This window comes from Streptosporangium sp. CA-115845 (assembly GCF_050943795.1).
Lineage (GTDB): Bacteria > Actinomycetota > Actinomycetes > Streptosporangiales > Streptosporangiaceae > Streptosporangium.
The window spans coordinates 9,070,662-9,093,469 of record NZ_CP191988.1; the positions used below are offsets into that span (position 1 = coordinate 9,070,662).

Consider the following 22,808-nt stretch of genomic DNA (forward strand, 5'->3'; position numbering starts at 1 on the left):
GGTCTCGACGCCACAGAGATCTCACCGTGGCACCGGCACCGGGAACGCCGACCTCTACTACAGCCCCCGTCACCCGCGGACCCTGGCCATCCTCAATGCGGGGATCCGTTGGACGTTCACCAAGAAACAAAAGGCGGCGGGGTATTCGGCGTCCCGGTCACGAAGCAGGAAGCGCAGACCACGCATAACGGAGGCGGGACCTCAACTGCTCACCCGGATGGGGAGGGACTCCCAGGTCTCCAGTGTGTTGTTGAGGCCTCTGCGGGGCGGAGCGGCCGGCTCGATCTGCTTGATGCGGCGCGCGAGGACGGTAAGCAGGACTTCGGCCTCAAGCCGGGCGACGTGCTGGCCGACACACTGGTGAATGCCCATGCCGAAACCCAGGTGGCCTGACGGATCGCGGGTGAGATCGAAAGCGTCGGGATCGTGCCACCGGCGAGGGTCGTGGTTGGCCGCACCGAGCAGCATGAGGATCTTCTTGTGCTTGGGGACGGTCGTGCCGGCGAACTCCGTCTCCGTGGCGGTGGTGTGGAACACGATCCGCAGGGGGGAGGCCCAGCGTACGGCCTCGTCGAAGGCGACGCGCGCGAGCTGCGGCTGCTCACGTAGCCGCTGCCACTGCTCCGGATGCGTGGCGAACGCGTGCAGGATCGCGGCGATCCCGTGCACGGTGGTGTCGACCCCGGCCGACAGCAGTGAGCGCACCACGAGCGGCGCCTGCTGCGGCGTGATGTCGCCCCGATCGGAGGCGGCCCAGATCTCGGCGCCGAACCCGCCCTCGGCGAGAACCTCCCGGGCGCACAGGGTGGTGACCCACGCGGAGAGTTCGGCCAGCCGCTTCGCGCTGCGGGTGAAAAGGTCGTTGAAGGGGCCGAAGGCGTTGAAGACCAGGTCGCCGTAGGCCAGGAGATCCTCCCGGCCTTCGTCGGGCAGGCCGACCGCGTCGGGGAAGACCTTGAGCGGGAAGGCGGCGGCCAGGGCGGGCATGGCATCGAACTCGCCGCCCGCGGCGACGAGCCGATCGACGAGCTCCTCGGCGTCCGCGGTCCACTGCTCGCGCAGCCGCTGGAGCACCCGCGGGCTGAGGACCTTGGTGAGTACCCGGCGAGGGGCGTCGTGCAGGGGAGGGTCCGACTCAGTCGGCATGGCGGGAGGGCGCCAAGGCTTCTCGGTGTGGAAGTTGGCCAGACCGACACCGGCGCCGACCTGGAAGTGCTGCCAGTCGAGCATGGCGGCGCTGACCTCGTCGTAGCGGCCCAGCGCGTAGACGTCATAGCGGTTGAGGTACACCACCGGGCCCGCCTCGCGCAGGGCGATCTGCATGGGGGTTCGGTCGCGTAGGTTCTCGTGGTCGAACGGGTCGATGTCACTGGTGGGGAGGGCGGCGGCATCCTGGTGGATGGAGGTCATGATTCGGCTCCGGTGAACGTGATGGACGCTCGGTCACAGGTCGAGGACGAGGCGGTCGCCGCGGGAGCGGGAAACGCAGATGAGCATGCAGTCGCCCGCGGCCCGTTCCGCCTCGTCCAGAACGCAGTCACGGTGGTCGGGAATACCGTCGAGCACCGCGGCCTCACAGGTGCCGCAGGTGCCCTGCCTGCAGGAGGAGAGCATGTCGACGCCCGCGCCGCGTACCGCGTCGAGGATGGAGACGTCCGGGTCGACGGTGACGCTCTTGCCCGAGCGGCGCAGTTCGACCTCGAACGATCCCGTGCGTGCCGGCGCGTCCAGTTCCGGCGCGGTGAACCGCTCGGTGCGCAGGCTGTACTCCGGCCACGGGGAGCAGGCCGACTCGACCGCGGCGAGCAGGGGGGCGGGGCCGCAGCAGTAGACCTTCGCCCCTTCTCGTGGCGTGCCGAGCCAGGGGGCCAGGTCCAGCAGGCCGTACTCGTCCTGCGGTACGAGACGCACTCGGTCGCCGTAGCGCTCGAGTTCGTCGCGGAAGGCCATCGACGTGCGCCGGCGCCCGCCGTACAGCAGCTTCCACTCGGCCCCCACCATGTCGGCCTGCCGGATCATCGGCAGCAGCGGGGTGATCCCGATGCCTCCGGCGATGAACAGATATTCGTCCGAGGGCACCATCGGGAAGTGGTTGCGGGGCCCGCCGAGCCCGAGCAGGTCGCCGGGCCGCAGGGTGTCGTGCACGGCGGCGGAGCCGCCGCGGCCGTCGGGCTCGCGGAGTACGGCCACCCGGTAGGTGAACGCGTCCCACCGGTCGCCGCACAGGGAGTACTGGCGGGTCAGGCCACTGGGCAGGACCAGGTCCACATGTGAGCCGGGAGTCCAGGCCGGCAGCCGCTCGCCCTGGGGGTGTTCCAGGGTCAGCGCGACGACGGCGTCGGCGACCTGGGTTCTGGCGGCGACGCGCACGATGGTCTGGTCCGACCTGGCGGGGACGGAAAGGTCCTGGTCGGTCATCCGGCCTTCTCCGGTTCGGTGTGGTGACCCAGCAGTTCGTAGTCGGCGAGGTCGGGCGAGCGGGTGATCTCGTAGTACTCCTGCAGCGCGAACGGCCAGACCTGGGAGGCCCGCCCGAACCGGTTCTGGTACCAGGTGCTGACCTGGACGGCGCCCCAGGCCCTGAGCTTGTTGCCGGCGTCGACCCGGTCGCAGAACTCCTTCAGGGCGCTCTCCTGCGGGTCGAGGGACCGGTACCCGGATCGCAGCAGCTCCCCGATGCACTCGACGGTGTACTCGGCCGCGCACTCCGCCATGAAGATCGCGCTGCCGTTGACCACCACGCCGGTGTTGGGCCCCATCAGCATGAACAGGTTGGGGAACCTGGGCACGGTGACCCCGAGGTAGGCACGGGCGTCCCCACCCCAGTACTCATGAAGGTCGAGGTCGTCTCGCCCGCGGATCGTCATCGGCTCCAGATAGTCCGAGGCGAGGAAGCCGGTGGCGTAGACGATGAGGTCGACCTCGTGCACGGTCCCGTCGGCCGTGCGCACCCCCTTCTCGGTGATGGCCTCGATGGGGTCGACGACGAGGCCGACGTTCGGGCGCTTCAGCGCGTCCGCCCACACCCCGTTGTCCCGGGTCATCCGCTTGGCGCCGGGCGGGTAGGTGGGGGTCATCTTGGCCAGCAGATCCGGGCGGTCGGTGAGCTGGCGGCGCAGGTGCTCCAGCAGCTGGCGGCGCAGTTCGGCGTTCGCGGCGGACGTCGAGTCCGGATCGGTCCACTCGGGATCGACCTTGACGAACGGCAGCCGGCCCTCGGCAGCCAGCCAGAACTGCCAGAACCGGTACCAGCGGCCGTAGTACGGCACGTGACGCAGCAGCCAGGACATGCCGGGCCGGATGTCATCGTGGTAGGTCGGTGTGGGCAGCATCCACGGCGCGTTGCGCTGGAACACCGTGAGGTGGTCGACCTGGCCGGCGATCGAGGGCACGATCTGGTACGCGCTGGCGCCGGTGCCGATCACCGCCACCCGCAGGCCGGTGAGGTCGAGGTCCCGGTCCCATTGCGCGGAATGGAACGAGCGGCCCGCGAAGGTGTCCCGGCCGGGGATGTCGGGGATGTTGGGGCGGTTGAGCTGCCCGACCGCGGTGATGATCGCCTGGAAGTGGTGGGTGGCGGTGTCGCCGTCGGAGTCCCGGGTGGTCACGTTCCACCCCAGCGCCGCCTCGTCGAAGCGGGCCTCGACGACCTCGGTGCCGAAGCGGATGTGCGGACGCAGCCCGAACCGGGTCGCCACGTCCTGGAGATAGGCCTCGATCTCCACCTGCTCGGAGAACTGCTGCGGCCAGTCCGGCTTCTGGGCGAACGAGTAGCTGTAGGCGTAGTTCGGGGTGTCGAGCCGGCACCCGGGGTAGACGTTCTCCCACCAGGTGCCGCCCACCTCCGGGTTCTTCTCGAACATCACGAACGGCACACCGGCCTGGCGGAGGCGGTACGCCGCGGCCATGCCGGCGATGCCGGCCCCGATGACGGCGACGGTGAAGTCCGTCTCCGGGGCGATGTCCTGCTTCGACCAGTTCGGTGCCCCGTATCCGCGGGGAAGCCCCAGTTCGTGGCGGAGCAGTGGGAGGTATTCGGGTCCGGCGTCCTTGGTGAGGAACCGCATGCTGCGGTTGAGGACGTCCGTGCCCGGCTCCTCGGCGAGGACCGACCCGCGGTCACGGAAACGGACGAGCGCCTTGAGCGCCACCTCGCGTGCGCGCTCCAGGCTCGCCGCGCTCATCCCTCCCTGCGGAGCGATCACGGAGTCCATGGGGGGCAGCGGCGGCTTGAACTGGTCGCCGAGCAGTTCGGGATCGTCGTCGACCAGTGCCAGCGCGGCCAGCAGGGCGGGCACTTCCGCCTCCGCCAGCGCCCGCGCGATGAAGTCGTCGTCCTCGGTGATCGGCAGGATGTGGTCGTAGTCGAGTTCGGCGGAACCGATGACGTCACGGTGCTCTCGGTGCATCGGCATCGGTGGTCACACTGTCCCGTTGTGGAGGAAAGCGGCGATCATGCGGCTTGTCTCCTCCGGGGCCTCGATGTTCGGCTCGTGGCTGTAGTCGACCTCCACAGCGGTCGCCCCGGGCGCGAGGTCGGTCAGCTTCTTGGACCATCCGGTCTCCAGAAGCGTGTCGTACCGTCCCTCGACGAGCAGCAGCGGCGTCTCCAGCTCGCGCATCCGGTCAAGGAAGGTGTCCGGGGGAAGCTGCCGCTGCACGGCGGGGTTGCTCAGCCGCGGCGCCATCAGCGACTCCCAGTGGCCGGGGATGAGGCTGTTCTCATGCCGCCGGCGGATGTGGTCGTCCAGTCCTTCGGTGCTGCGGACGATCAACCGGGTCATCTTCTCGGCCGCCTCAAGGCTGGGCTCATAGTCGGCGAGCGCGGCGATGCCCTCGGGGACCCGGAACGGTCCACCGGTGCCGGAGATGCTGACGGCGCGGTCGACCGGCCAGGGACTGCCGGGTTCCACCAGGGCCCGCAGCAGCAGGGAGCCGCCGAAGGAGGCGCCGACGAAGTGTGCCCGGTCGATGTCCAGCGCCTGGCAGAAGGCGGCGATGTGCACGATGCGCGCCGCGTAGGGGGACCGGTCGAGGAAGACGGCCTTGTCGGTGCCGCCCCAGCCGAGGAGTTCCGGCGCGACCACGTGGAAGTCCTTGGACAGGGCGTCGATCACCGGTCCCCAGCAGAGTTCCGCGGTGGTGCCGAAACCGCCGTCATGGATGAGTACGACCGTGTCGCGCTGGGGGTCACCGGCCTCGACATAGGCGGTGCGGAAACCTCCGGCCATGACTGTCTGCACGGGGCGACTGGGCTTGGTCACGCTTGTGCCCTTCCTCTTCAGTACTGTGATGTGTTTCGGTGATGTGTTTGCGGGGGGCTCAGTGCTTCACTGAGCCGCCGTCGACGCAGAGCGTCTGGCCGGTGACGAAGGCGGCGCCCGGGGAGAGCAGGAATCTGACCGGCCCGACGATGTCCTCCGGAAGGGCGCGGCGCTTCAGCGAGCGGCTGCTGATGTTCGCCTCCTCGGTGTGCGCCATCGGCGCGATCATCGGCGTCGCGGTGATGCCCGGGCTGATCACGTTCACCGTGATCTCGTCGTCGCCGAGTTCGTCGGCCAGGCAGCGGGCGAACCCGATGACCCCCGCCTTCGAGGCGACGTAGGCGAAGAGGTTGCGCGGCCCCTTGAACACCGTGCCGGAGGCGAACAGCACGATCCGGCCGCCCTTGACCATCATCGGGACGATCGCCTGGGTGAGCGCGATGCTCCCCTCCAGGTTGGTGCGCAGCACGCGCTGCCACACCTCACGCTCGGTGTCGCGGAACGACGACCAGTGGGTGGCCGCCGCGCAGTGCACGAGGTGGTCGACCTGGGTCACGCCGCCGGCGGCGAGCCCTTCGCACATCGCCGCTATGCCGTCGGCGGTGCTCAGGTCGGCCACGACGTACTCCGCGCCGTCGACTCGCTCCTCGGGAACGCGCAGGTCGACGACGACGACCCGCAGCCCGTCCGCGCACAGGGATCGGGTGATGGCCGCACCGATCCCGCTCGCGCCTCCAGTGATGACGGTGACCGTCATACAGCCGTCTCCTTCCCCAGGTGCCGCTCGCCGCCGACCGCGGCGAAGAACGTCGTCAGCGCTTCGGTGAACGCTTCCGGGTTCTCGATATTGGACAAATGGCCGGCCTGGGGGATTACCCGAAGGGTAGCCCCAGGGATGCCGTGCTCCAGTTCCCGCGACAACGGCAACGGGGTCTTGTCGTCGTCCGCTCCCGCGAGCACGAGCGTGGGAACGCCGATGCCGGCCAGGCGACCGGTGTTGTCCACCCGGAAGGTGACCTCGGAGGAGGCGAGGTACGCCTCGGCCGAGACGGAGGCGATGGCGTCGTGCAGCACGGCGCGGTCCCCGGCCGCGAGCGGCCGGGTGAGGGTCTCTCCCAGGTACGTCTCGGCGTAGCCCGCCATGCCCTGCTCGGACACTCCCCGCCCGATGGTCTCCATCCGGCGGTCGGCGATCTCGGGCGCGAGCGTGGCGAAGGTGTTGGCGAGCACCAGGCTGCGAACGCGATCGGGATGCCGCTCGGCGTACGCCACCGCCTGGATGCCGCCCATGGAAAGACCCACCAGGTGCACCTCGCCGGAGACGGAGGCGAGTTCCGCGTGCAGGTCGGCGACCCAGTCCTCCAGACGCAGCGGCCCCTTCCAGGCCGTGCCTCCATGACCCCGGCTGTCGGGAGTGATCACCCGGTATCGGCCGGCGAGGGCCGTGACCTGGTGCTGCCACAGGCGCCGGTCCGTCCCGAGGCTGTGGAGGAGCACGACGACCTCGCGGTCGTCCGGACCCGTCGTCATCGCCGATGCCTCACTCATTGTCGAAGTACTTGATGACGGCGGTGGCTCCGCCGTCGACGGGCAGGGCGACGCCGTTCACCCCGGCCGCGGCGTCCTGGCACAGGAACTCCACGGTGGCGGCGACCTCGTCCAGGGTGACGATCCTCCCGGCCGGGCTACGCCGCGCCATCTCGGGGATCTGCGCCGAATTGAACATGGCCGTGTCCATCGCGCCCGGGCACACGGCGTTGACGGTGATGCCGGTTCCCCAGAAGTCGGTGAGGAGGGACCGGGTCAGGTTGACCAGTCCCGCCTTGGACGCGGCATAGCTGGGGCACGGGTATCCGGTCAGGCCCGCCACCGAGGCGACGTTGACGATCCGGCCGTTCCCGCGATCCAGCAGGTCCTGGGCGAACGCCCGGATGACCGCGTAAGGACCGCCGAGGTTGACGTCCACGGCGCGCATGAACGCGTCGTGATCAAGGTCGAGGAGCAGCCGCCGGTCGATCGCGCCGGCGACGTTGACGATGATCGACGCCGGGCCCAGACGCGTGGTGACCTCGTCTCGCCAGCCCTGCACGGCTGCCGCGTCGGTGACGTCGACCTGCCACGACAGCGCCGTCCCTCCGTCGGAGACGATGCCCTGCGCCGTCTCCGACGAAGCCTGCCCGTCGAGGTCGCCACACGCCACGCGAGCGCCCGATCGTGCGAGAGCGCGCGCCACCGCCCGGCCGAGGCCGCCTCCTGCGCCGGTGACGACGGCGGTCCGGTCACTCAGTGGACCGTGCGGGGGATGGGACATGGTCGTGGCGTCCTTTCGGTGTTGGGGCATCGTGCGTTCAGCGGGCTTTCCGGGCGGCGAGGCTGGTGCCTCCCACCGCCCAGTTCTCCGGCTGCACCCGCTCGACGAGTACGTGCACCGCCGCCGGGTCGGAGCCGGTCGCCGTGACGTACGCGTCTGTGACGGTTCGGAGCAGGTTCTCGACGACCTCCGGGCTCAGCGGTGCGGCGTGGTTGATGCGGATCAGGGGCATGACACTCCTCCGAGTGCGTCGATGGAAAAGGGTGGCGGTCGCCGGCCGGGTCAGTTCTGCGCGACCGGGTCGTCCAGACCCGCCGGACGGTCGGAGCCGGTACCGGAGGCCGCCTCGCCGAGGCCCAGATGGCGGGTTTCGCCGGCGATGAACGCCCCCAGCAGGAACAGCACGCCGAAGGCGGCGATGCCCATCGCCAGGCGGGAGGGGATGTCGCTGACCTCCGGGCTGAAGAAGGTCACGATCGCGGGCATCACACCGCCGATCGCGAAGCCGAGGTTCCAGCTCAGCCCCGTGCCGGTGGCGCGGATCTCGGTGGGGAAGCGCTCGTTGAGGAAGATGAGCATCGGTGCGCCCGCCGCCATCACCACGAAGGCCATAAGGGCCGCGACCACCGTGACCAGGACGACCTCGCCGGGCTGACGATCCGCCAGCCACGGGTACACGAAGGGAACCGCGACGAGGACGAGCGTCCCGAACCCGACGAACACCGGACGGCGGCCGTACCGGTCGCTGAGCCGGCCACCGACGATGCCACCCGCGATCACACCCAGGTTGGCGATGATCAGGATGATCGCCGCGGGGGTCTTCTCGATGCCGATGTTCGCACCGAAGAAGGTCGGGAAGAAGCCCACCGTGAGGTAGTAGAACGCGGCGCCGCCGGCGGTGACGGTGGTGTTGACCAGCATCACGGTGCGATACCGGCCGGTGAAGACCTGCCGCAGGGGCGACTTCTGCCGGGCGGGACGCTCCTGGTTCTTGGCCCACAGCGGGGACTCTTCGGTCCGGCGGTAGACGTAGAAGCTGAAGATGGCCGTGACGATGCCGGTGAAGAACATGACCCGCCACCCCATGGTGGTGAAGGCCTCTCCCGGGAACAGCGTGGAGATCACGAAGAAGGCGATCGACGCCAGGACGGCTCCGGCACCCGCGCCGCCACCCGCGACCAGGCCCGACATCAGGCCGCGATGCCCGGGCTGGACGGTCTCGGTTCCGAGCGTGTGCGTCGACGCCACAACCCCGCCCACGAAGATGCCCTGGATCATTCGCAGAAGGAGGAACAACGACGGCGCGAGGTAGCCCGCCGTCTCGTAGGTGGGTACGGCGCCCATCAGGGCGGTCGAGATGCCGACACCGCTGATGGACACGAGCATGGCGAGTTTGCGTCCGTTGCGGTCTGCGTAGGCACCGAAGAGCGCCGAGCCGAGCGGCCTCAGTAGCAGAGTGACCGCGAACGAGGCGTACACGAACGTCAGCTGCAGGGTCGCGTTCCCCTCCGGGAACAGCAGCGGACCGATGGTCGAGGCCACGAACAGGATGACGGTGAGGTCATACAGGTCCATCGCCCATCCGGTGATGGATGCGATGCCAGCCGATCGCACCTGGCGTTTGCGCACGCCGTTGACATCGTCCACGTGGTTCTCCTAAGGCCGGGGCCCCAGCGATTGCGGGGGGGTGGTGTGCACCATATGCAGGCAGTTTCTCAATGCGCAATAGGTTGTTCACCATAGCGGAACACTTCTTCCGGGGATCGGTCCGCTATGGTGAACAACATGGCTGACACCAAGGCACTGTCATCGGTGAACCGGGCGCTGACGATGATCGAGCTCCTGGCCGAAAGCAGCGGCCTCACCGTCACCCAGCTCGCGGACCGGCTCGGCACCGGAAAGGCGACCGCCTTCCGGCTCGCCAAGACACTCGTCGATCGTGGCTGGTTGGTGAAGGACGCGGACCTGCACTACCGGCTCGGCCCCGGAATCCTCGGCCTCTCGCCCTCCACGCAGGCGAAGCACGACCTCAAGGCCACATTGCGGCCGATCCTGGAAGAACTCCACGATGCCACCAAGGAGACCGTCCATCTCACCGAGCTCCACGGCCGGCACATCATCTATCTGGAACAGCTGGTCTCACCGAAACCGGTCCGCTCCGTCAGCACCCTCGGAAGCCGCTCCCCCGCCCACTGTGTGTCGCCGGGACTCGCACTCATGGCCGCCCTACCCGCCGAAACACTCAACTGGATCCTGGCCGTCCCGCTGCAGCGCTATACCGAGCGGTCGATGACGGACCAGGCCGAGATCCGCGAGGAGTTGTCTCAAGTGCGCGCCCGTGGATACGCGATCAACCGCGGCTCCTACCGTCCCGAAGTCGGAGGCGTCGGAGTCGCGGTCGTCGACGCCCGCCGAAGGCCGATCGCCGGTATCTCCGTGTGCATGCCCAGCTATCGGATGCAGACCGCGGACCTCGCCGAGATCGGCAGGCGTCTCATCGACGCCGCCGCGGATGCCCAACGCAGGATCACCCTCGCCCGCATCGCCTAAGGCCCCTGACCTGGGGTTCAGCGTGCTCCCCTTAGCGATCACATACGGCCGGGTGTCACCGTGTGCAGCCGTAGGCCAGTGATCGCGAAAGGGATCCTCACTGCTCCGGCCCGGAACTCCGGATCAAGGCGACGTCTCGTGGTTCCTGACACGACCGAACCTCTCTTGGTTCGGTCTCCACGTTATGAGGGGGTGCGCCGCGAAGTGCTGTTGGACCGAGCGGAGGTGAAAGGACTCCGCCGCCTGTCTGTCGTAGCGGACAGGTGAAGCTGGCGGCAGCCTGACCTGGAGGAACGCCGGGAAGGGTGGGAGCAGCCGCGACGAAGTCGGGTCGGCTCGGGACTACCGGATGGGCCGGGCCCGGTGAGCGAGAGAGGAAGGTGTACGCGAGGAACCGGTGTTGTTACGCCTCTCGATAGCGTGCCGGCTCCAACCCGGTGGATGTGGGCTGGTCAGCGGTGCGTCACCGTCACTGCCTCGCCGTGCCATGGCGGAGGCGGTCTCGGTGAACTTCCAGGTCGGTTTCCCCTGCTGGGCCTGGAAGGTCACGGTGAAGGACTACGGCGTAGCCGTGGCGAGGCCGCAGGGGTATAGCCGGGCACCTCACCTCTCGATCGGTCGGCAGTGAACGTGGGAACCGTCCGCGCATCAGTCCCGCTCCCGGGCGCATCCGGCGTCTTGGGGCGGGATAGGCGCGTTGCCCGCCGAAGAGCGCGGACGGGACGGAGCCGCCGTAGTACTCCGCGGCCGGGATCGACGGGCCGACCGTGGCCGCGATCGAAGCCCGGCTGGGAGTGCAGCCGTTCTTGATGCAGCTCAGGGACGAGTTGAAGGCCCGTACCTATCGTCTGTCGCCGGTGCGGCGGACGCAGATCCCCAAAGCCAACGGGAAGCTGCGTGATCTGGGCACCCGACGGTGAAGGATCGTGTCGTGCAGGCCGCGCTCAAGGCGGTGCTGGAACCCATCTTCGAGGCCGGCTTTCTGCCGGTCTCCTACGGGTTTCGGCCCAACCGGCGCACCCAGGACGCCATCGAGGAGATCGTCTACCTGGCCCGGCGTGGTTATCACGTCGTGCTGGAGGCCGACATCGAGGCGTGCTTCGATCAGATCGATCACACCGTGTTGCTGGAGCAGATCCGCTCCAGGATCTCCGACGAGCGCGTCCTGGCGCTGGTGAAGGCGTTCCTCAAGGCCGGGGTGATGCACCACGGCCTGTTCAAAGACAGCCTCACCGGCGCTCCCCAGGGCGGGATCTTGTCCCCGCTGCTGGCCAGCATCGCCCTGACGGCACTGGATGAGCACTTCCACACCCGGTGGCTCACCCTGATGGGCACCGGCTACCGGCGCACCAAGCGCAGACACGCCGGGCAGGGCAGTGGACCATCGAACCGGCGGCGACAAGCTGACCACCGGGCACGACACGTGGAGAGCCCGTTGCGTTGAAAGGCGCACGGCGGGTTCGGGACGGCGGCTCGGGGAAACGGACCGGTGGCGACACCGACACCGCGCCCCGAGCCGACCGCACAAACCCACATCGGATAAGGCATGCGTCCGAAGGAGACCCGGAGAAACCTTCTCATCCATCTGATGACGATCGTTTAAGTTGTCAGTGGTGCTTCGAGAAGTGCGATCGGAGGTGTTCGCGGTGGCCCCTGGACCGCAGGCGGGTCGCGGCGCCGACGGCACGGATGGCGCTGACGGTGTCCTTCGGAGCCGCGATCGGGAACCTCCCGTCCCGGTACGGACCCGGGTGAAGCACCGGCCCCGCATGATCGCGACCGTACTGCTGATGGGAGTCTGCGCCTGCGGGCCCGCCGTACCGCCGTCGGCCCCCGACGGACAGGCTCCGAGCATCCCTTTCGAAGAAGATGTTTCGCCGGCGTGGCTCGGCCCGTCGGAGACACCCCCACCCGTGCCCTCTCCCGTTCGGAAGGCCGAAACGCCTTTCGCACGGGCCTACCCTCGGGCCAGGATCCTGTGGATCCCCTCCAGGGACACGATGTCCCGTTCCGTCGTCGGCGCCCTGCCCGACGGGCGGCTCATCGTCCGCAGGTTCTCCCGGTACCTCCCGTACCTCGACCACGTCGACATCCTCGACCCTGTCACCGGCCGCAGCACGCTGTTGCAACGCAAGAACAGGGAGTCGTACACCGCCGCCGCCGCGGCGCACGGCACGCGCGTGGTGAAGCTCCTCGGAAACAGCGAGCCGGGTGGGTGGATTCTCGAGGTCACCGACATGCGCACCGGCCTGACCCGGCAGGTGATGAACACCTGGGGCGTTCCCGGGGGGCACTGCGGGACCGCCTGGCGATATCCCATCGACCTCCAGTTCCATCGAGGTGAGCTCTACTTCTCCGGGTGCGTCACCAACGCCTCCGGAGACGTGGGCGTCTACCGCATGGGCCCCGGCGACAGGACTCCCCGGCTGTGGCTGCGGGGACTGTACGACATCGTCTGGGAGGGTGACACCTTCCTCGCGAGGTCCCCTGTGGTGGCGGCGGATTCGTCGGATCCCGAGGAGTTCACCGGCTCGCCGCCGGCCCGTTACGGCCCGGACGGGGCCAGGCGCGGCGTTCCCGATCCGGCCTCGTACATCGCCCAGGTGGGCAGGGACCGGGATCGCCTGGAGTACGGCGACGGCACCGTCGCCGGCCTGGACCCGCGTGCCAGGAACGTCGACATCTCGCGGCACGGACGCTTCGCGGCGTGGCGCGAGGGCGGGGTCGGATGGCTTCTCGACGCCCGGACACGTACCGCGGTGCGCCTGCCAGGCCGGGAGACGGACAAGGTGAGCATCTCCAATGCCAGGTACCTCCATTGGAAGACGGCGGGCGGCTACCACGTCCTGGACCTGGCGGCTCTGAGCGGCCGGGGTTGAGCGTCCTCATCCATGGGCCCCTCCACCGGCACCGGTGGAGGGGCTCCGGGTCAGCGGATCAGCCCGGGGGGAGGTTGCCGTTCTTGGCGACCGGCAGGGCCAGCTGGCTGGCGCCGCTGAGGGTGGCCTGCTCGACCGGGAGGCCGGCGAGGACGGGGTTGATGTGCCGCAGGGTCAGCGAGACCGTGGGCAGGGCCGGGGTGACGATGTCGAACTTCTCCAGGTCGATCCACCGGACGATGTTGAACACTTCACCCGGGATGTTGTCACCGGCCTTCTGCACCGGGACGCACAGCTGGCGGGCGTAGAGGATCTGCGCGCCGTGCGTGGGGATCATCGGGGTCAGGACGGGGTTGAGCTGGCGCAGGGACACCTGCTGGTTCAGCGGGTTGTTGGGGGTGATGCCGTAGCACTTGAGGTCGATGTGGCGGACGAGCGACAGCACCTCGGCGGGTGGGGCCACGTTGTTCTTGATGACCGGCACGCACAACTGCTGCGGGGTGTTCATGGAGATCTGCGTGCGCGGCAGGCTCTGGAACAGCGGGTTGAGGTGGCTGAGCACCAGGCCCGTGGTCACCGTGGTGCCGGAGATCTTGTAGCAGGCCAGGTCGATGTACTTGATGAAGTCGAGCGCGGGCGACGGCGGCGTCTGGGTGTTCTTGGCGACCGGCACGCACAGCTGCTCACGCTGGCCGAGGGTGACGGTCTCGATCGGCAGGGTACTGAGCACGGGATTGATGTGCCGCAGCGTGAGCGTGGTGGCGGGTGGCTGGTACGGGTTGGTCTTGAAGCATTCGAGGTCGAGGAAGGCGGTCAGATCCTTTGGTGTCGGCAGCGCGAGGGCGGCGGCGGGCGGCACGCAGAGGAATGCCACGGCGAGCACCGCGACGGCGGCGGATGCGAGGCGCCTGAGCATCGATTTTCTACGCCCGTGAATTCCGATTACGGCTCGGTTCATTGTGGCTCCAAAAATCTGGGGGGTGGCCTTCTCAACATCGAGTGTGTGCCGCCACAACCGGACTTTCAATATCGCTACCAGTTTTTGTGGTACGCAAAATTCGGGCCGACGGGCCATGGAGTTACCATCAGACATAAAAGCATTGTCAGCTCACTTATAATCAAAACACAGCGACTTTATTGAGGCTCTGTCAGCCTGATGGCGCAGGCCATCAAAAATGCGCACCGAGGCGGGTTGACATGAGAACGCACCCACGGTAGAACCGAGACACCCCAGAGATTCCGGACAAATCACTTGCTAGGGCTGCAGTAGCCAAAGGTTATAGAAGCCTGCCGAGTCAGGAGTGCGCATGGCCCTCGACGGCCCCCGCACCGAAGAGGTGGAATATTCGGCGGCCCGTTGGCCGTACCGGCACATTTTACAATAACGCCATGGCCAAATCGTTCTTTTCGGCGTTGAAGAACGAATGGCCGAAGCGGCACCTTTTCGCCGGTCGAGCGAAGGGCCACCGAGCCGCGATATCGAGGGCTTCCACAGCCGGGGCCGACTTCATTCATCCGTTGGTCATCGGACGCCATTCGAAGTCCTCGACGAGTACACAGCGCTTCAACCGGTTACGTGGTTCACGGCCGCAGATTCCGCCGTCCGAAACAATCCGGCCGCCGGTGCGGTTGGCCCAAGATTTTGCTTGAAGCGGAGCGCGGCGTCGAGCATGGCCAGAACGCGTTCGCGAGGTGGGCCGGCGGGGTCCCCTGTCACCACCACTCGGCACCGTGAACTCGGTGAGGCGCCAGGATGGTGCCCGCCACCCCTTTCCCAAGAGGTGTTGGAAATGCCATAATCCCAACATGTCTTGGGAAAAGGGTGACGGCCTGGTGCCGCTGCGTGCGCTGGCGAACCCGCTCCGGATCCGCATCGTGTCGCTGCTCACCGGTGCGTCCATGTCGGCCACCGAGGTCGCGGAGGAGCTGGACATCGCCCACGCCTCGGCCAGCTACCACCTGCGCCAGCTGGCCGAGGCCGGCTTCCTGCAGCAGGTGGACGAGCGGCCGTCACCGGGTGGCAAGGGCAGGCCCCGCCGGCTCTACCGTTACGACCCCTCCAGCGGCGCGCGGATAGATCGCGCGAACGGCCGGCAGCTCCTGCACGAGGCGCTCACCACCGACCTGGCACGGCGCCTCGCCCAGACCAGGCTGCAGCGCATGTCCATGGACGCCGAGGTATGGCTGGATCGCGCCGTGTGGGAGGAGATCGTCGGGCTGGTCGAGCAGGCGGTCGCGCTGGCCCACGACAAGGCAGGGCCGCCCCGCTCCGGCGACCGGGTCAAGGTGAGCATGACCGCGATCCTGCTGGAACTCGACGATGTGCGATGACCCGCCTGCTGATGGCGTGCGCGGGAGCCTGCTTCCTGTCGCTCGGGCTGCTCATCCCCACGATCCCCAAGTACGTCACCGGCCCGCTGGAGCAGGGTCCTGGCCTGGTCGGCGGCTGCTTGGCGATCACGGCCGGGTGCGCCGTGCTCTTCCGCCCACTGGCCGGTCGGCTGGCCGACCGGCGCGGCCGCAGGGCGGCGGCCTGCACCGGCGCCGCGCTGCTGGCGATCACCTCCTTCGCCGTGCTCGTGGCCGATTCGCTGCCGCTGTTCCTGGCCTGCCGGGCCGTCGCGGGAGCCGGGGAGGCCCTGGCCTACGTCGGTCTGGCCGCCGCGGCCAGCGATCACGACCGTCCGGGTGCCGCGATCAACCGCTTCTCCATCGCGGTCAACGCCGGCCTGCTCGCCGGACCGGCGCTCGCCGAGGCCGGCCATTCCGTCGCCGGCCTGCGGGCCGTATGGGCGCTGTCCGGAGCCGTCGCCCTCGCGGCCTTCGTGGCCTGCCTGTTCCTGCCCGCGGGCCCGGCCGACGCCGGCGATCCCACCGGCCCGAGGAAGGCCGGGCCGCTCGTGCATCGCGCGGGACTGCGTCCCGGGCTGGCGTACTGGGCGTCGGTGTGGGGATACACCGCCTTCAGCGCCTTCCTCCCGCTGCACGTCGCCGCGCTGGGCGGAAGCGGCAGCGGCCCGCACTTCCTCGTCTACGGCGGCGTGCTGCTCGCCGTGCGGCTCGGCGGCCAACGATGGACGAACCGGATCGACCCGCGTGCGACGGCGACCGCGGCGCTGCTGGTCACCGCGGCCGGGCTGGCCCTGCTCGTCGCCTGGCCGTCCGTGACCGGGGCGCTGGCCGCCGCGGCGGTGATCGGCGCCGGGCAGGCGCTGGGGCTTCCCGCGTTCCTCACGATGGCGGTGGCCGGTCTGCCCGCCGCGCGGCGCGGCTCGGCGGTGGCCACCACGACGGCGTTCTTCGATCTCGGGTTCATGACGGCCGCGCTCGCGCTGGGCGCCATCGTGCAGTCGTCCGGCCTGGCCTACGGCTTCGCCGTCGCGGGCTGCGTGCCGGCCCTGGCGCCACTGCTGTTCCTCTCCCGCTCCCGCAAGGCCCGCAGGACCTCACCCCAAGGAGACAGCCATGACCATTCCCACCACTGAGCTGGCCGGCTACGCCGACGTCGTCTTCGACGTCGCCGTACCGGTCGTCGCCGGCGACCGGGTGCTGATCAACGCCGAGATCGAGCACGCCCCGCTCGCCCGTGCCCTGGCCGAGGCGGCCTACGCCCGGGGTGCCCGCTATGCCGACATCTGGTATTTCGACCCCTACGCGAAACGATCCCGGGTCCAGCACGCGGACGCGGCCACGCTGAGCGAGGTTCCGGCCTGGTTGGACGCACGCAACGAGGAACTGGCCCGCCACTGCGGCATCCTGCTCAACATCCGCGGCGTCGTGGCACCGGATCTCCTCGCCGGGCAGGACCAGGTACGGGCGGGCCTGGACCGCATGCCGTACCTCACGTCGAGGCAGCGGCTGCAGCTCGGCAACCTCGTCCGCTGGGCGATAGTCCCCTGTCCGACCGCGGAATGGGCGCGCGCGGTCTTCGGGGAGCCGGACGAGACCCGCCTCTGGCAGCACCTGCGCCCGATACTGCGCCTGGACCGGCCCGATCCCCGCGCCGCCTGGGAGCAGCGGATCACCGAGCTGCTGGGCCGCGCGGAGGTGCTGAACGGGATGCGGCTCGACGCCGTCCGGTTCGAGGGGCCGGGCACCGACCTGACCATCGGCCTGCTCCCGGACGCGCACTGGACCGCGGCGCGCCTCGAATCCGTGCGGGGGCACCGCTTCCAGGCCAACCTCCCCACGGAGGAGGTGTTCACCACGCCTGACTACCGCCGGGTGGAGGGCACCGTCCGTTCGACGCGGCCACTCGCGCTCAACGGGAGCGTCATCCGCGACCTGGAGCTGACCTTCACCGGTGGGGTGGTGACGGAGGTGAGGGCGAGCGCCGGCGCCGACGTGGTCCGCACCCACCAGGCGACCGACGCGGGCGCGGCCCGTCTGGGCGAGCTGGCCCTGGTCGACGGCTCGTCGCCGGTCGGGCGATCGGGCCTCACCTTTCTCGAGACCCTGCTGGACGAGAACGCCACCTGCCATCTGGCCTGGGGTGCCGGCCTGCCTCCGGGCGTGCCCGAGCACCTGCGCGAGCGGGACGCCGCCGGGCTTGAGGCGGCCGGGGTCAACATCTCCGGTGTGCACGTCGACTTCATGGTGGGCGGCCCCGACGTCACCGTCACGGGGATCGGGCATGACGGCGGCGCGATCGAGTTGCTCCGCGACGACGAGTGGCAGGTCTGAGTCGAATCCGCGTAGGACGGCACGCGCCGCGCGGGATCAACGGACATCGCCGTCGGTACCTCGGTCTCCCCCGCGTGATGTGTCGGTGACGGCGCATATGGTCAGGGGATGGCGGAGACGCTGATCGGCGAAGGTTCCCGGCTGGAGCCGTTCCGGGCCGAACTGACCGGTTACTGCTACCGGTTGCTCGGCTCCGGCTTCGAGGCCGAAGACGCGGTGCAGGAAACGCTGCTGCGTGCCTGGCGGGCGTTCGACCGCTACGACGAGCAACGGGCGTCGCTGCGTACCTGGCTCTACAGCATCGCCACCAACATCTGTCTCGACATGCTGCGCAGCACGCAACGCCGGGCCTTGGCCATGGATCTCAGCCGGGCCGCGGACGGCGGACCGAGCATCGGTGCGCCGGTGTCGGAGCGGATCTGGATCCAGCCGGTTCCGGACGGTCTCGTGCTGCCGATGGACGGCGATCCGGAAGAGCTGGCCGTGCGGCGGGAGACGATCCGGCTGGCGTTCGTCGCCGCGTTGCAGCACCTGCCGCCCCGGCAGCGGGTGGTGCTGATCCTGCGCGATGTGCTGACCTGGAAGGCCGAGGAGGTCGCGAACCTCCTGGAGACCACCGTCGCGTCGGTGACCAGCGCGTTGCAGCGGGCAAGGTCGACGCTCAAGACGGTTGACGTCATGCCCGGTGAGCCGTTCCGGCCGTCCGACCCGGGCCAGCGCGAACTGCTCGCCCGCTATTGCAGCGCGTTCGAGCGTCACGACATCACCGCGCTCGTCGCCCTGCTGCACGAGGACGCGACGATGTCGATGCCTCCCTTCACCTGGTGGCTTCGCGGCCGCGACCGGATCGAGCAGGCGCTGCTGGACCCGGACGCGTCCTGCGCGGGCGCGCGTCTCGTCCCGGTCGCGGCGAACGGCTCGCCGGCGTTCTGGCAGACCAGACCAGGTCCCGACGGCGTCCACGTGCCCTTCGCGCTGCTCCTCCTGGACGTGTCCGAGGGCCTGATCAGCGGCATCACCGCATACCTGGACGCCGACCGGCTGATCCCGCTTTTCGGCGCTCCGGCTTAGTCCTGCGGACACCGATGAGTTTCGTGACGCCACCGCGTATCACCGTGGACGGCTCATCACAGCAGACCGGAGGAGCGGACATGACCACTGTCCAGCCCATCATCGTCACACCCGACCTGGATCGACTGCAAGCCTTCTACGAGCGCCTGCTCGGCGCGGTGGAGGTGATCCGCTTCCCCGGCGACGGGCCCACCTTCTTCGTGAACCTGAAGCTGGGTGACTCGGAACTCGGACTGGTCAACGAGGCGGCGACCGACCTGTCCGCCCCGCAGCGGATCCTGCTGAGCGTGCGGGTCGACGACGTCGACGGCTTGCTGGAGCAGGCCGGAGCGGCCGGCGGACGGGTGCTCGGTCCGTCGACCGACATGCCCTGGGGAGAACGCGTGGCCCACATCCACGACCCTGACGGAAACATGGTCAACCTGACCCAGCCCCTCCAGGAAAGCGCCGGATAACTCAGGCGACGACGCGCTACGTACGGTCCTGGTGCGGGAAGGTGGGGAGGGTCGGGGGTTCGAAGCCGGCGCCGGCCTGCGGGTCGCCGGTCGACTGGGTCAGCAGCAGGCGGGTGGTCTCCAGCAGGTGGTCGTACATGGCCTGCGCGGCGCCCTGGCTGTCGCGGGCCCGGATGTTGTCGAGGATGCGCTCGTGGACCCGCCAGATGTCGGAGAGCGTCCGCGTCTTGGTCGTGGACAGGCCCCGGGCGGACATCTGGGCGCGCGTCATCGCGACGCACTGGGTCACCCGTTCGTTGCCCGCCGATTCCAGGATGAGCTGGTGAAACTTCACGTCCTCCTCCTGGAAGAGACGTTCGTCCCCGGCCTCGCCCGCCTTGCCCATCTTCTCCAGGGCCTCGGAGACCATCGCCAGCCGGCCGTCGTTCATCATGGTCGCCGCGCGGTACACCGAGGGGACCTCCAGCAGGAAGCGGAGCGAGTAGATCTCCTCGATGTCACGCGTGGTCATCTGGAGGATCCGGACCCCGCGGCTGCGCTCGAACCTGACGACTCCGTGCGTGGCCAGCTGGAGCAGGGCCTCCCTGACCGGAGTCCTGGACACGCCGAGCTGGGCCGCTATCCCCACCACGGAGTGCAGCGTCCCGGGAGCCAGTTCGCCGGTGATGATGGCACGGCGAACCACCTCGAAGGTCCGGGCCGTCAGCGATGCCTGGTCCACCGCAATCTGTTCCATCCGACAAACTCCCGGGGGGATCGGTCCGGCGCCCGATTGACTGATCAGACACCGCTGTTGGGCAAGAACGGTACCACGCGCACAGTAGTGCAGCATGCAACATGCAGCACTACTGCTCCGCTGGATCAGAGGAACGAAAGATCTGCACCCTCGGCGGCCGGGAGCACCGTCTGCGCGTACAGGCGCCGCCAGCCGCGCTCGGGCAGCTCGGGCGGGACGAAGTCCGCGCGTCGCCGCTCCAGCTCGTCCTCGTCCACCAGCAGATCGAGCCGTCGCGCCGCGACGTCCAGCCTGATGAGGTCGCCGTTGCGGACGAGCGCGATCGGTCCTCCGGCGGCGGCCTCCGGGTCGCAGTGCAGCACCACGGTGCCGTAGGAGGTGCCGCTCATCCGCGCGTCGGAGACCCGCACCATGTCCCGGATCCCGGCGCGGGCCAGCTTGGCCGGGATGGGCAGGGCACCGGCCTCGGGCATGCCCGCGGCGATCGGGCCCGCGTTGCGCAGTACCAGCACGTGGTCCGGGGTGACGTCCAGATCCGGGTCGTCCAGGATCCGGGCCGCCTCCTCCGCCGAGTCGACGACCAGCGCGGGGCCGGTGTGGTTCATCAGGTGGGGACTCGCGGCGGCGGTCTTGATGACCGCGCCGCCCGGGGCCAGCGTGCCGTGCAGCGCCGCCAGACTCCCCGCGGGTCCCAGCGGGTCCTCCAGCGGGCGGATCGTGGTCTGCCAGTCCTCCCATGCGGGGGTCTCGGCGAGCAGCGATCCCAGGGTGTTCCCCGAGACCCCGACGGTCTCCGGTTCGAGCAGCGGTTCGAGGACCTTCAGCAGCGCGGGAAGCCCTCCGGAACGGTGGAAGTCCTCCAGGTACCCCGAGCCCGCGGGCTTGCAGTCGACCAGGAACGGCACCTCGGCGCCGATCACGTCGAAGTCCCTGAGGTTGAGCTCCACCCCGGCCCTTCGCGCCACGGCGGTCAGGTGGATCAGCGCGTTCGTCGAACCGCTCATCGCCGAGAGCACCCGGATGGCGTTGCGGAACGCCGCGGGGGTCAGGATCTCCTTGGGGGTCGGACCGCCCGACCGGGCGAGCTCCACGGCGCGGCGGCCGGTCTCGGCGCCGTGCCTGAGCCGGGCGCCGGTGGAGGCCGGGGGCGTCGCGCCGCCCGGCAGCATCATGCCGAGGGTCTCGGTGACGCAGGCCATGGTGGAGGCGGTTCCCATCACCGCACAGGTGCCGGCGGTCGTCACGAGCTCCTTGCGCACGTCGGTGATCTCGGCCTCGTCGAGCTCCCCGCCCCGGTGCCTGCCCCAGAAGCGCCGGCAGTCGGTGCAGGCGCCGAGCCGCTCACCCCGCCAGCTGCCGGTCATCATCGGTCCGACGACCTCAAGCAGTACCGGCTTGTCCGACGAGGCGGCGGCCATCAGCTGGGCCGGCACGGTCTTGTCACACCCGCCGAGCAGCACCGCGGCGTCCATCGGGAGGGCGCGGATCATCTCCTCGGTGTCCATCGCGAGCAGGTTGCGGAACAGCATCGTCGTCGGGGAGGTCAGGATCTCCCCGAGCGAGATGGTGGGGAACTCCATCGGAAGGCCACCGGCCTCCAGGACCCCGCGCCTGACCGCCGCGAGCAGGGCGGGCATGTCGCGGTGACAGGTGTTGTAGTCGGAGCCGGTCACCGCGATCCCGACGATCGGCCGGTCCAGCGCCTCGTCGTCGTACCCGCTGGAGGCCAGGAAGGCCCGCCGAAGGTATTTGCTGAAACCGTCGTCACCGTAGGACGTACGACTCCGGTCGATGACCGATTCAGTGGGTTTGGCAGGCATGGTGGTAAGGCCTCCGGGGGTCAATCCGATCAGGGGAGAATGGGGCCGCGTCAGGGACGCAGCGGCATGGCCAGCGGGCGCATCGGGGCGCCGGTCGCTCCGCGCAGTTTCAGGGCGGCGGCCACGAAGGCGAACTCGTAGAGTCCCTCGGCCGAGATCTGCTCGCAGTCGACCACCTCCATGATGGGGATGCCCGCCTCCCCCAGGAGGTAGGTGTGCACGACCTGCCAGTTCTCCTCGTCCGCGGCGGGCATCTGCTCCAGGGCGAGGGTGTCGCCGCCGATGACCGAGGCGCCGAGCCGGGCGAGGAACCGCGCCCCCTCCAGGTTCAGGCCGGGGCTGTTGTCGATGTAGGCGTCGATCTTCGGCCAGGCGCGCATCCGGCCGGTACGCACCAGCGCCACGTCACCCGGCCGGAACTCGACGTTCTGGCGGCGCATCGCCTCGCGCAGGTCGTCCGCGCCGATCCCGTGGTTGTCCGGGAGCACGTCGACATCGTGCAGCGCGGCGATGTCGAACAGGACTCCGCGGGCGATGATGGGCGGGATCTTGTCGGCACCGCACTTGGTCCAGTGCCGGGAGGTGATGTGGTCCTCGGCGGAGAACCCGTTCCAGATCTGGCCGTTGTAGCCGAAGTGGTTCAACGTGTCGATGTGGGTTCCGCAGTGCGTGTACATCGAGATGGCGTCACCCGAGTAGGAGACCAGCTCGTTCTGCGCGCGGCCCATTCCGGTGATGTCGTCCAGGACGGTACCGGCGGGCGTGTGCGTCATCCACTGCTGGAAACCGGGGTCGCCGGCCTTCGTCCACGAGGGCATCCCGACGAAGTAGTCGACCGACAGGTCGATGACGCTGCCGCCGTCCGCCCGCCGCAGCACCTCGCGTGAGGCCTCGGGGGTGAGCAGGTTCAGCATGCCGATCTCGTCGTCGGGACCGAATGGGCTACGGGTGACCTCTCGGAACGTGGCGCAGTACGCCGCGATCCTGTTCCTGGTCTCCTCGCTGATGAGTGCCGGCCCGCACATGTGGTGTCCGCCTT

23 protein-coding genes are annotated in these 22,808 nt (G+C 69.1%); 10 read left to right on the top strand and 13 right to left on the bottom strand.

What is annotated here, in order from left to right:
• Positions 1 to 201: 201 nt before the first annotated feature.
• From ACQP0P_RS43080 to ACQP0P_RS43120, 9 genes are read right to left on the bottom strand one after another with little or no spacing between them, the layout of a single operon-like run.
• On the bottom strand, positions 202 to 1,410 hold the full coding sequence (locus tag ACQP0P_RS43080; RefSeq protein ID WP_433367556.1) for a cytochrome P450: 1,209 nt from the start codon (positions 1,408 to 1,410) through the stop codon (positions 202 to 204).
• 33 nt (positions 1,411 to 1,443) lie between these two features.
• Positions 1,444 to 2,418 (bottom strand): PDR/VanB family oxidoreductase, encoded by a 975-nt coding sequence (locus tag ACQP0P_RS43085; protein ID WP_433367559.1) that lies wholly within the window; start codon positions 2,416 to 2,418, stop codon positions 1,444 to 1,446.
• The gene (locus ACQP0P_RS43090; RefSeq protein ID WP_433367561.1) at positions 2,415 to 4,415 is read right to left on the bottom strand and encodes a flavin-containing monooxygenase; all 2,001 of its coding nucleotides are present in this window, start codon (positions 4,413 to 4,415) and stop codon (positions 2,415 to 2,417) included. Before ACQP0P_RS43090 ends, ACQP0P_RS43085 begins: the two co-directional genes overlap by 4 nt.
• Before the next feature lie 6 nt (positions 4,416 to 4,421).
• A complete protein-coding gene (locus ACQP0P_RS43095; RefSeq protein ID WP_433367564.1) occupies positions 4,422 to 5,264 on the bottom strand; it encodes an alpha/beta fold hydrolase in 843 nt (280 codons plus the stop codon).
• 58 nt (positions 5,265 to 5,322) lie between these two features.
• Positions 5,323 to 6,021: an SDR family NAD(P)-dependent oxidoreductase gene (locus tag ACQP0P_RS43100; protein WP_433367567.1), complete on the bottom strand. Its 699-nt coding sequence runs from the start codon at positions 6,019 to 6,021 to the stop codon at positions 5,323 to 5,325.
• Entirely contained in the window at positions 6,018 to 6,794 is a 777-nt protein-coding gene (locus ACQP0P_RS43105; RefSeq protein WP_433367570.1) for an alpha/beta fold hydrolase, read from the bottom strand. The genes ACQP0P_RS43100 and ACQP0P_RS43105 overlap by 4 nt, the downstream gene beginning before the upstream one ends.
• A 10-nt stretch (positions 6,795 to 6,804) precedes the next feature.
• Entirely contained in the window at positions 6,805 to 7,575 is a 771-nt protein-coding gene (locus ACQP0P_RS43110) for an SDR family NAD(P)-dependent oxidoreductase (RefSeq protein WP_433367573.1), read from the bottom strand.
• A gap of 37 nt (positions 7,576 to 7,612) precedes the next feature.
• Positions 7,613 to 7,807 (bottom strand): tautomerase family protein, encoded by a 195-nt coding sequence (locus tag ACQP0P_RS43115; protein WP_433367576.1) that lies wholly within the window; start codon positions 7,805 to 7,807, stop codon positions 7,613 to 7,615.
• Positions 7,808 to 7,857: 50 nt separating this feature from the next.
• Positions 7,858 to 9,222: an MFS transporter gene (locus tag ACQP0P_RS43120; protein WP_433367579.1), complete on the bottom strand. Its 1,365-nt coding sequence runs from the start codon at positions 9,220 to 9,222 to the stop codon at positions 7,858 to 7,860.
• A gap of 138 nt (positions 9,223 to 9,360) precedes the next feature.
• Here ACQP0P_RS43120 and ACQP0P_RS43125 point away from each other — a divergent pair, with 138 nt between their 5' ends.
• The 4 genes from ACQP0P_RS43125 (at position 9,361) to ACQP0P_RS43140 (ending at position 13,004) form a co-directional block, all read left to right on the top strand.
• Complete coding sequence (locus ACQP0P_RS43125) at positions 9,361 to 10,125, top strand: IclR family transcriptional regulator (RefSeq protein WP_433367582.1); 765 nt, start codon at positions 9,361 to 9,363, stop codon at positions 10,123 to 10,125.
• A gap of 767 nt (positions 10,126 to 10,892) precedes the next feature.
• Entirely contained in the window at positions 10,893 to 11,045 is a 153-nt protein-coding gene (locus ACQP0P_RS43130) for a hypothetical protein (protein WP_433367585.1), read from the top strand.
• Positions 11,046 to 11,056: 11 nt separating this feature from the next.
• Positions 11,057 to 11,569 carry a reverse transcriptase domain-containing protein gene (locus ACQP0P_RS43135; RefSeq protein ID WP_433367587.1) on the top strand — a complete coding sequence of 171 codons (513 nt, stop codon included), beginning with the start codon at positions 11,057 to 11,059 and terminating at the stop codon, positions 11,567 to 11,569.
• Positions 11,570 to 12,125: 556 nt separating this feature from the next.
• Positions 12,126 to 13,004, top strand: coding sequence for a hypothetical protein (locus ACQP0P_RS43140; protein ID WP_433367590.1), 879 nt, complete (start codon positions 12,126 to 12,128; stop codon positions 13,002 to 13,004).
• Positions 13,005 to 13,062: 58 nt separating this feature from the next.
• Here the strand turns inward: ACQP0P_RS43140 and ACQP0P_RS43145 are convergent, their stop codons facing one another.
• Positions 13,063 to 13,920, bottom strand: coding sequence for a hypothetical protein (locus ACQP0P_RS43145; protein ID WP_433367593.1), 858 nt, complete (start codon positions 13,918 to 13,920; stop codon positions 13,063 to 13,065).
• A gap of 473 nt (positions 13,921 to 14,393) precedes the next feature.
• Here ACQP0P_RS43145 and ACQP0P_RS43150 point away from each other — a divergent pair, with 473 nt between their 5' ends.
• The 6 genes from ACQP0P_RS43150 (at position 14,394) to ACQP0P_RS43175 (ending at position 19,213) form a co-directional block, all read left to right on the top strand.
• Positions 14,394 to 14,654 carry a hypothetical protein gene (locus ACQP0P_RS43150; protein ID WP_433367595.1) on the top strand — a complete coding sequence of 87 codons (261 nt, stop codon included), beginning with the start codon at positions 14,394 to 14,396 and terminating at the stop codon, positions 14,652 to 14,654.
• A gap of 156 nt (positions 14,655 to 14,810) precedes the next feature.
• On the top strand, positions 14,811 to 15,335 hold the full coding sequence (locus ACQP0P_RS43155) for an ArsR/SmtB family transcription factor (protein ID WP_433367598.1): 525 nt from the start codon (positions 14,811 to 14,813) through the stop codon (positions 15,333 to 15,335).
• Complete coding sequence (locus ACQP0P_RS43160) at positions 15,332 to 16,489, top strand: MFS transporter (RefSeq protein WP_433367601.1); 1,158 nt, start codon at positions 15,332 to 15,334, stop codon at positions 16,487 to 16,489. Before ACQP0P_RS43155 ends, ACQP0P_RS43160 begins: the two co-directional genes overlap by 4 nt.
• Positions 16,470 to 17,687 carry an aminopeptidase gene (locus ACQP0P_RS43165; RefSeq protein WP_433367604.1) on the top strand — a complete coding sequence of 406 codons (1,218 nt, stop codon included), beginning with the start codon at positions 16,470 to 16,472 and terminating at the stop codon, positions 17,685 to 17,687. Before ACQP0P_RS43160 ends, ACQP0P_RS43165 begins: the two co-directional genes overlap by 20 nt.
• Before the next feature lie 108 nt (positions 17,688 to 17,795).
• The gene (locus tag ACQP0P_RS43170) at positions 17,796 to 18,758 is read left to right on the top strand and encodes a sigma-70 family RNA polymerase sigma factor (RefSeq protein WP_433367607.1); all 963 of its coding nucleotides are present in this window, start codon (positions 17,796 to 17,798) and stop codon (positions 18,756 to 18,758) included.
• A gap of 80 nt (positions 18,759 to 18,838) precedes the next feature.
• A complete protein-coding gene (locus ACQP0P_RS43175) occupies positions 18,839 to 19,213 on the top strand; it encodes a VOC family protein (protein ID WP_433367609.1) in 375 nt (124 codons plus the stop codon).
• A gap of 16 nt (positions 19,214 to 19,229) precedes the next feature.
• On the opposite strand, the gene ACQP0P_RS43180 is transcribed toward ACQP0P_RS43175, so the two are convergent.
• From ACQP0P_RS43180 to ACQP0P_RS43190, 3 genes are all read right to left on the bottom strand, one after another.
• Positions 19,230 to 19,949, bottom strand: coding sequence for a GntR family transcriptional regulator (locus ACQP0P_RS43180; RefSeq protein WP_433367612.1), 720 nt, complete (start codon positions 19,947 to 19,949; stop codon positions 19,230 to 19,232).
• A 125-nt stretch (positions 19,950 to 20,074) separates the two neighbouring features.
• Positions 20,075 to 21,769 (bottom strand): dihydroxy-acid dehydratase, encoded by a 1,695-nt coding sequence (locus tag ACQP0P_RS43185; protein ID WP_433367615.1) that lies wholly within the window; start codon positions 21,767 to 21,769, stop codon positions 20,075 to 20,077.
• Positions 21,770 to 21,819: 50 nt separating this feature from the next.
• A complete protein-coding gene (locus ACQP0P_RS43190) occupies positions 21,820 to 22,794 on the bottom strand; it encodes a cyclase family protein (RefSeq protein WP_433367617.1) in 975 nt (324 codons plus the stop codon).
• Positions 22,795 to 22,808 lie beyond the last annotated feature (14 nt).

Excerpts from the sequence above, each read along its gene's own strand:
- ACQP0P_RS43155 (WP_433367598.1), top strand. The coding sequence starts at position 14,811 with ATGTCTTGGGAAAAGGGTGACGGCCTGGTGCCGCTGCGTGCGCTGGCG.
- ACQP0P_RS43170 (WP_433367607.1), top strand. The coding sequence starts at position 17,796 with ATGGCGGAGACGCTGATCGGCGAAGGTTCCCGGCTGGAGCCGTTCCGG.
- ACQP0P_RS43100 (WP_433367567.1), bottom strand. The coding sequence starts at position 6,021 with ATGACGGTCACCGTCATCACTGGAGGCGCGAGCGGGATCGGTGCGGCC.
- ACQP0P_RS43175 (WP_433367609.1), top strand. The coding sequence starts at position 18,839 with ATGACCACTGTCCAGCCCATCATCGTCACACCCGACCTGGATCGACTG.
- ACQP0P_RS43085 (WP_433367559.1), bottom strand. The coding sequence starts at position 2,418 with ATGACCGACCAGGACCTTTCCGTCCCCGCCAGGTCGGACCAGACCATC.
- ACQP0P_RS43115 (WP_433367576.1), bottom strand. The coding sequence starts at position 7,807 with ATGCCCCTGATCCGCATCAACCACGCCGCACCGCTGAGCCCGGAGGTC.
- ACQP0P_RS43150 (WP_433367595.1), top strand. The coding sequence starts at position 14,394 with ATGGCCAAATCGTTCTTTTCGGCGTTGAAGAACGAATGGCCGAAGCGG.
- ACQP0P_RS43090 (WP_433367561.1), bottom strand. The coding sequence starts at position 4,415 with ATGCCGATGCACCGAGAGCACCGTGACGTCATCGGTTCCGCCGAACTC.
- ACQP0P_RS43160 (WP_433367601.1), top strand. The coding sequence starts at position 15,332 with ATGACCCGCCTGCTGATGGCGTGCGCGGGAGCCTGCTTCCTGTCGCTC.
- ACQP0P_RS43180 (WP_433367612.1), bottom strand. The coding sequence starts at position 19,949 with ATGGAACAGATTGCGGTGGACCAGGCATCGCTGACGGCCCGGACCTTC.
- ACQP0P_RS43140 (WP_433367590.1), top strand. The coding sequence starts at position 12,126 with ATGTCCCGTTCCGTCGTCGGCGCCCTGCCCGACGGGCGGCTCATCGTC.
- ACQP0P_RS43145 (WP_433367593.1), bottom strand. The coding sequence starts at position 13,920 with ATGCTCAGGCGCCTCGCATCCGCCGCCGTCGCGGTGCTCGCCGTGGCA.
- ACQP0P_RS43190 (WP_433367617.1), bottom strand. The coding sequence starts at position 22,794 with ATGTGCGGGCCGGCACTCATCAGCGAGGAGACCAGGAACAGGATCGCG.
- ACQP0P_RS43165 (WP_433367604.1), top strand. The coding sequence starts at position 16,470 with ATGACCATTCCCACCACTGAGCTGGCCGGCTACGCCGACGTCGTCTTC.
- ACQP0P_RS43080 (WP_433367556.1), bottom strand. The coding sequence starts at position 1,410 with ATGACCTCCATCCACCAGGATGCCGCCGCCCTCCCCACCAGTGACATC.
- ACQP0P_RS43110 (WP_433367573.1), bottom strand. The coding sequence starts at position 7,575 with ATGTCCCATCCCCCGCACGGTCCACTGAGTGACCGGACCGCCGTCGTC.
- ACQP0P_RS43125 (WP_433367582.1), top strand. The coding sequence starts at position 9,361 with ATGGCTGACACCAAGGCACTGTCATCGGTGAACCGGGCGCTGACGATG.
- ACQP0P_RS43105 (WP_433367570.1), bottom strand. The coding sequence starts at position 6,794 with ATGACGACGGGTCCGGACGACCGCGAGGTCGTCGTGCTCCTCCACAGC.
- ACQP0P_RS43185 (WP_433367615.1), bottom strand. The coding sequence starts at position 21,769 with ATGCCTGCCAAACCCACTGAATCGGTCATCGACCGGAGTCGTACGTCC.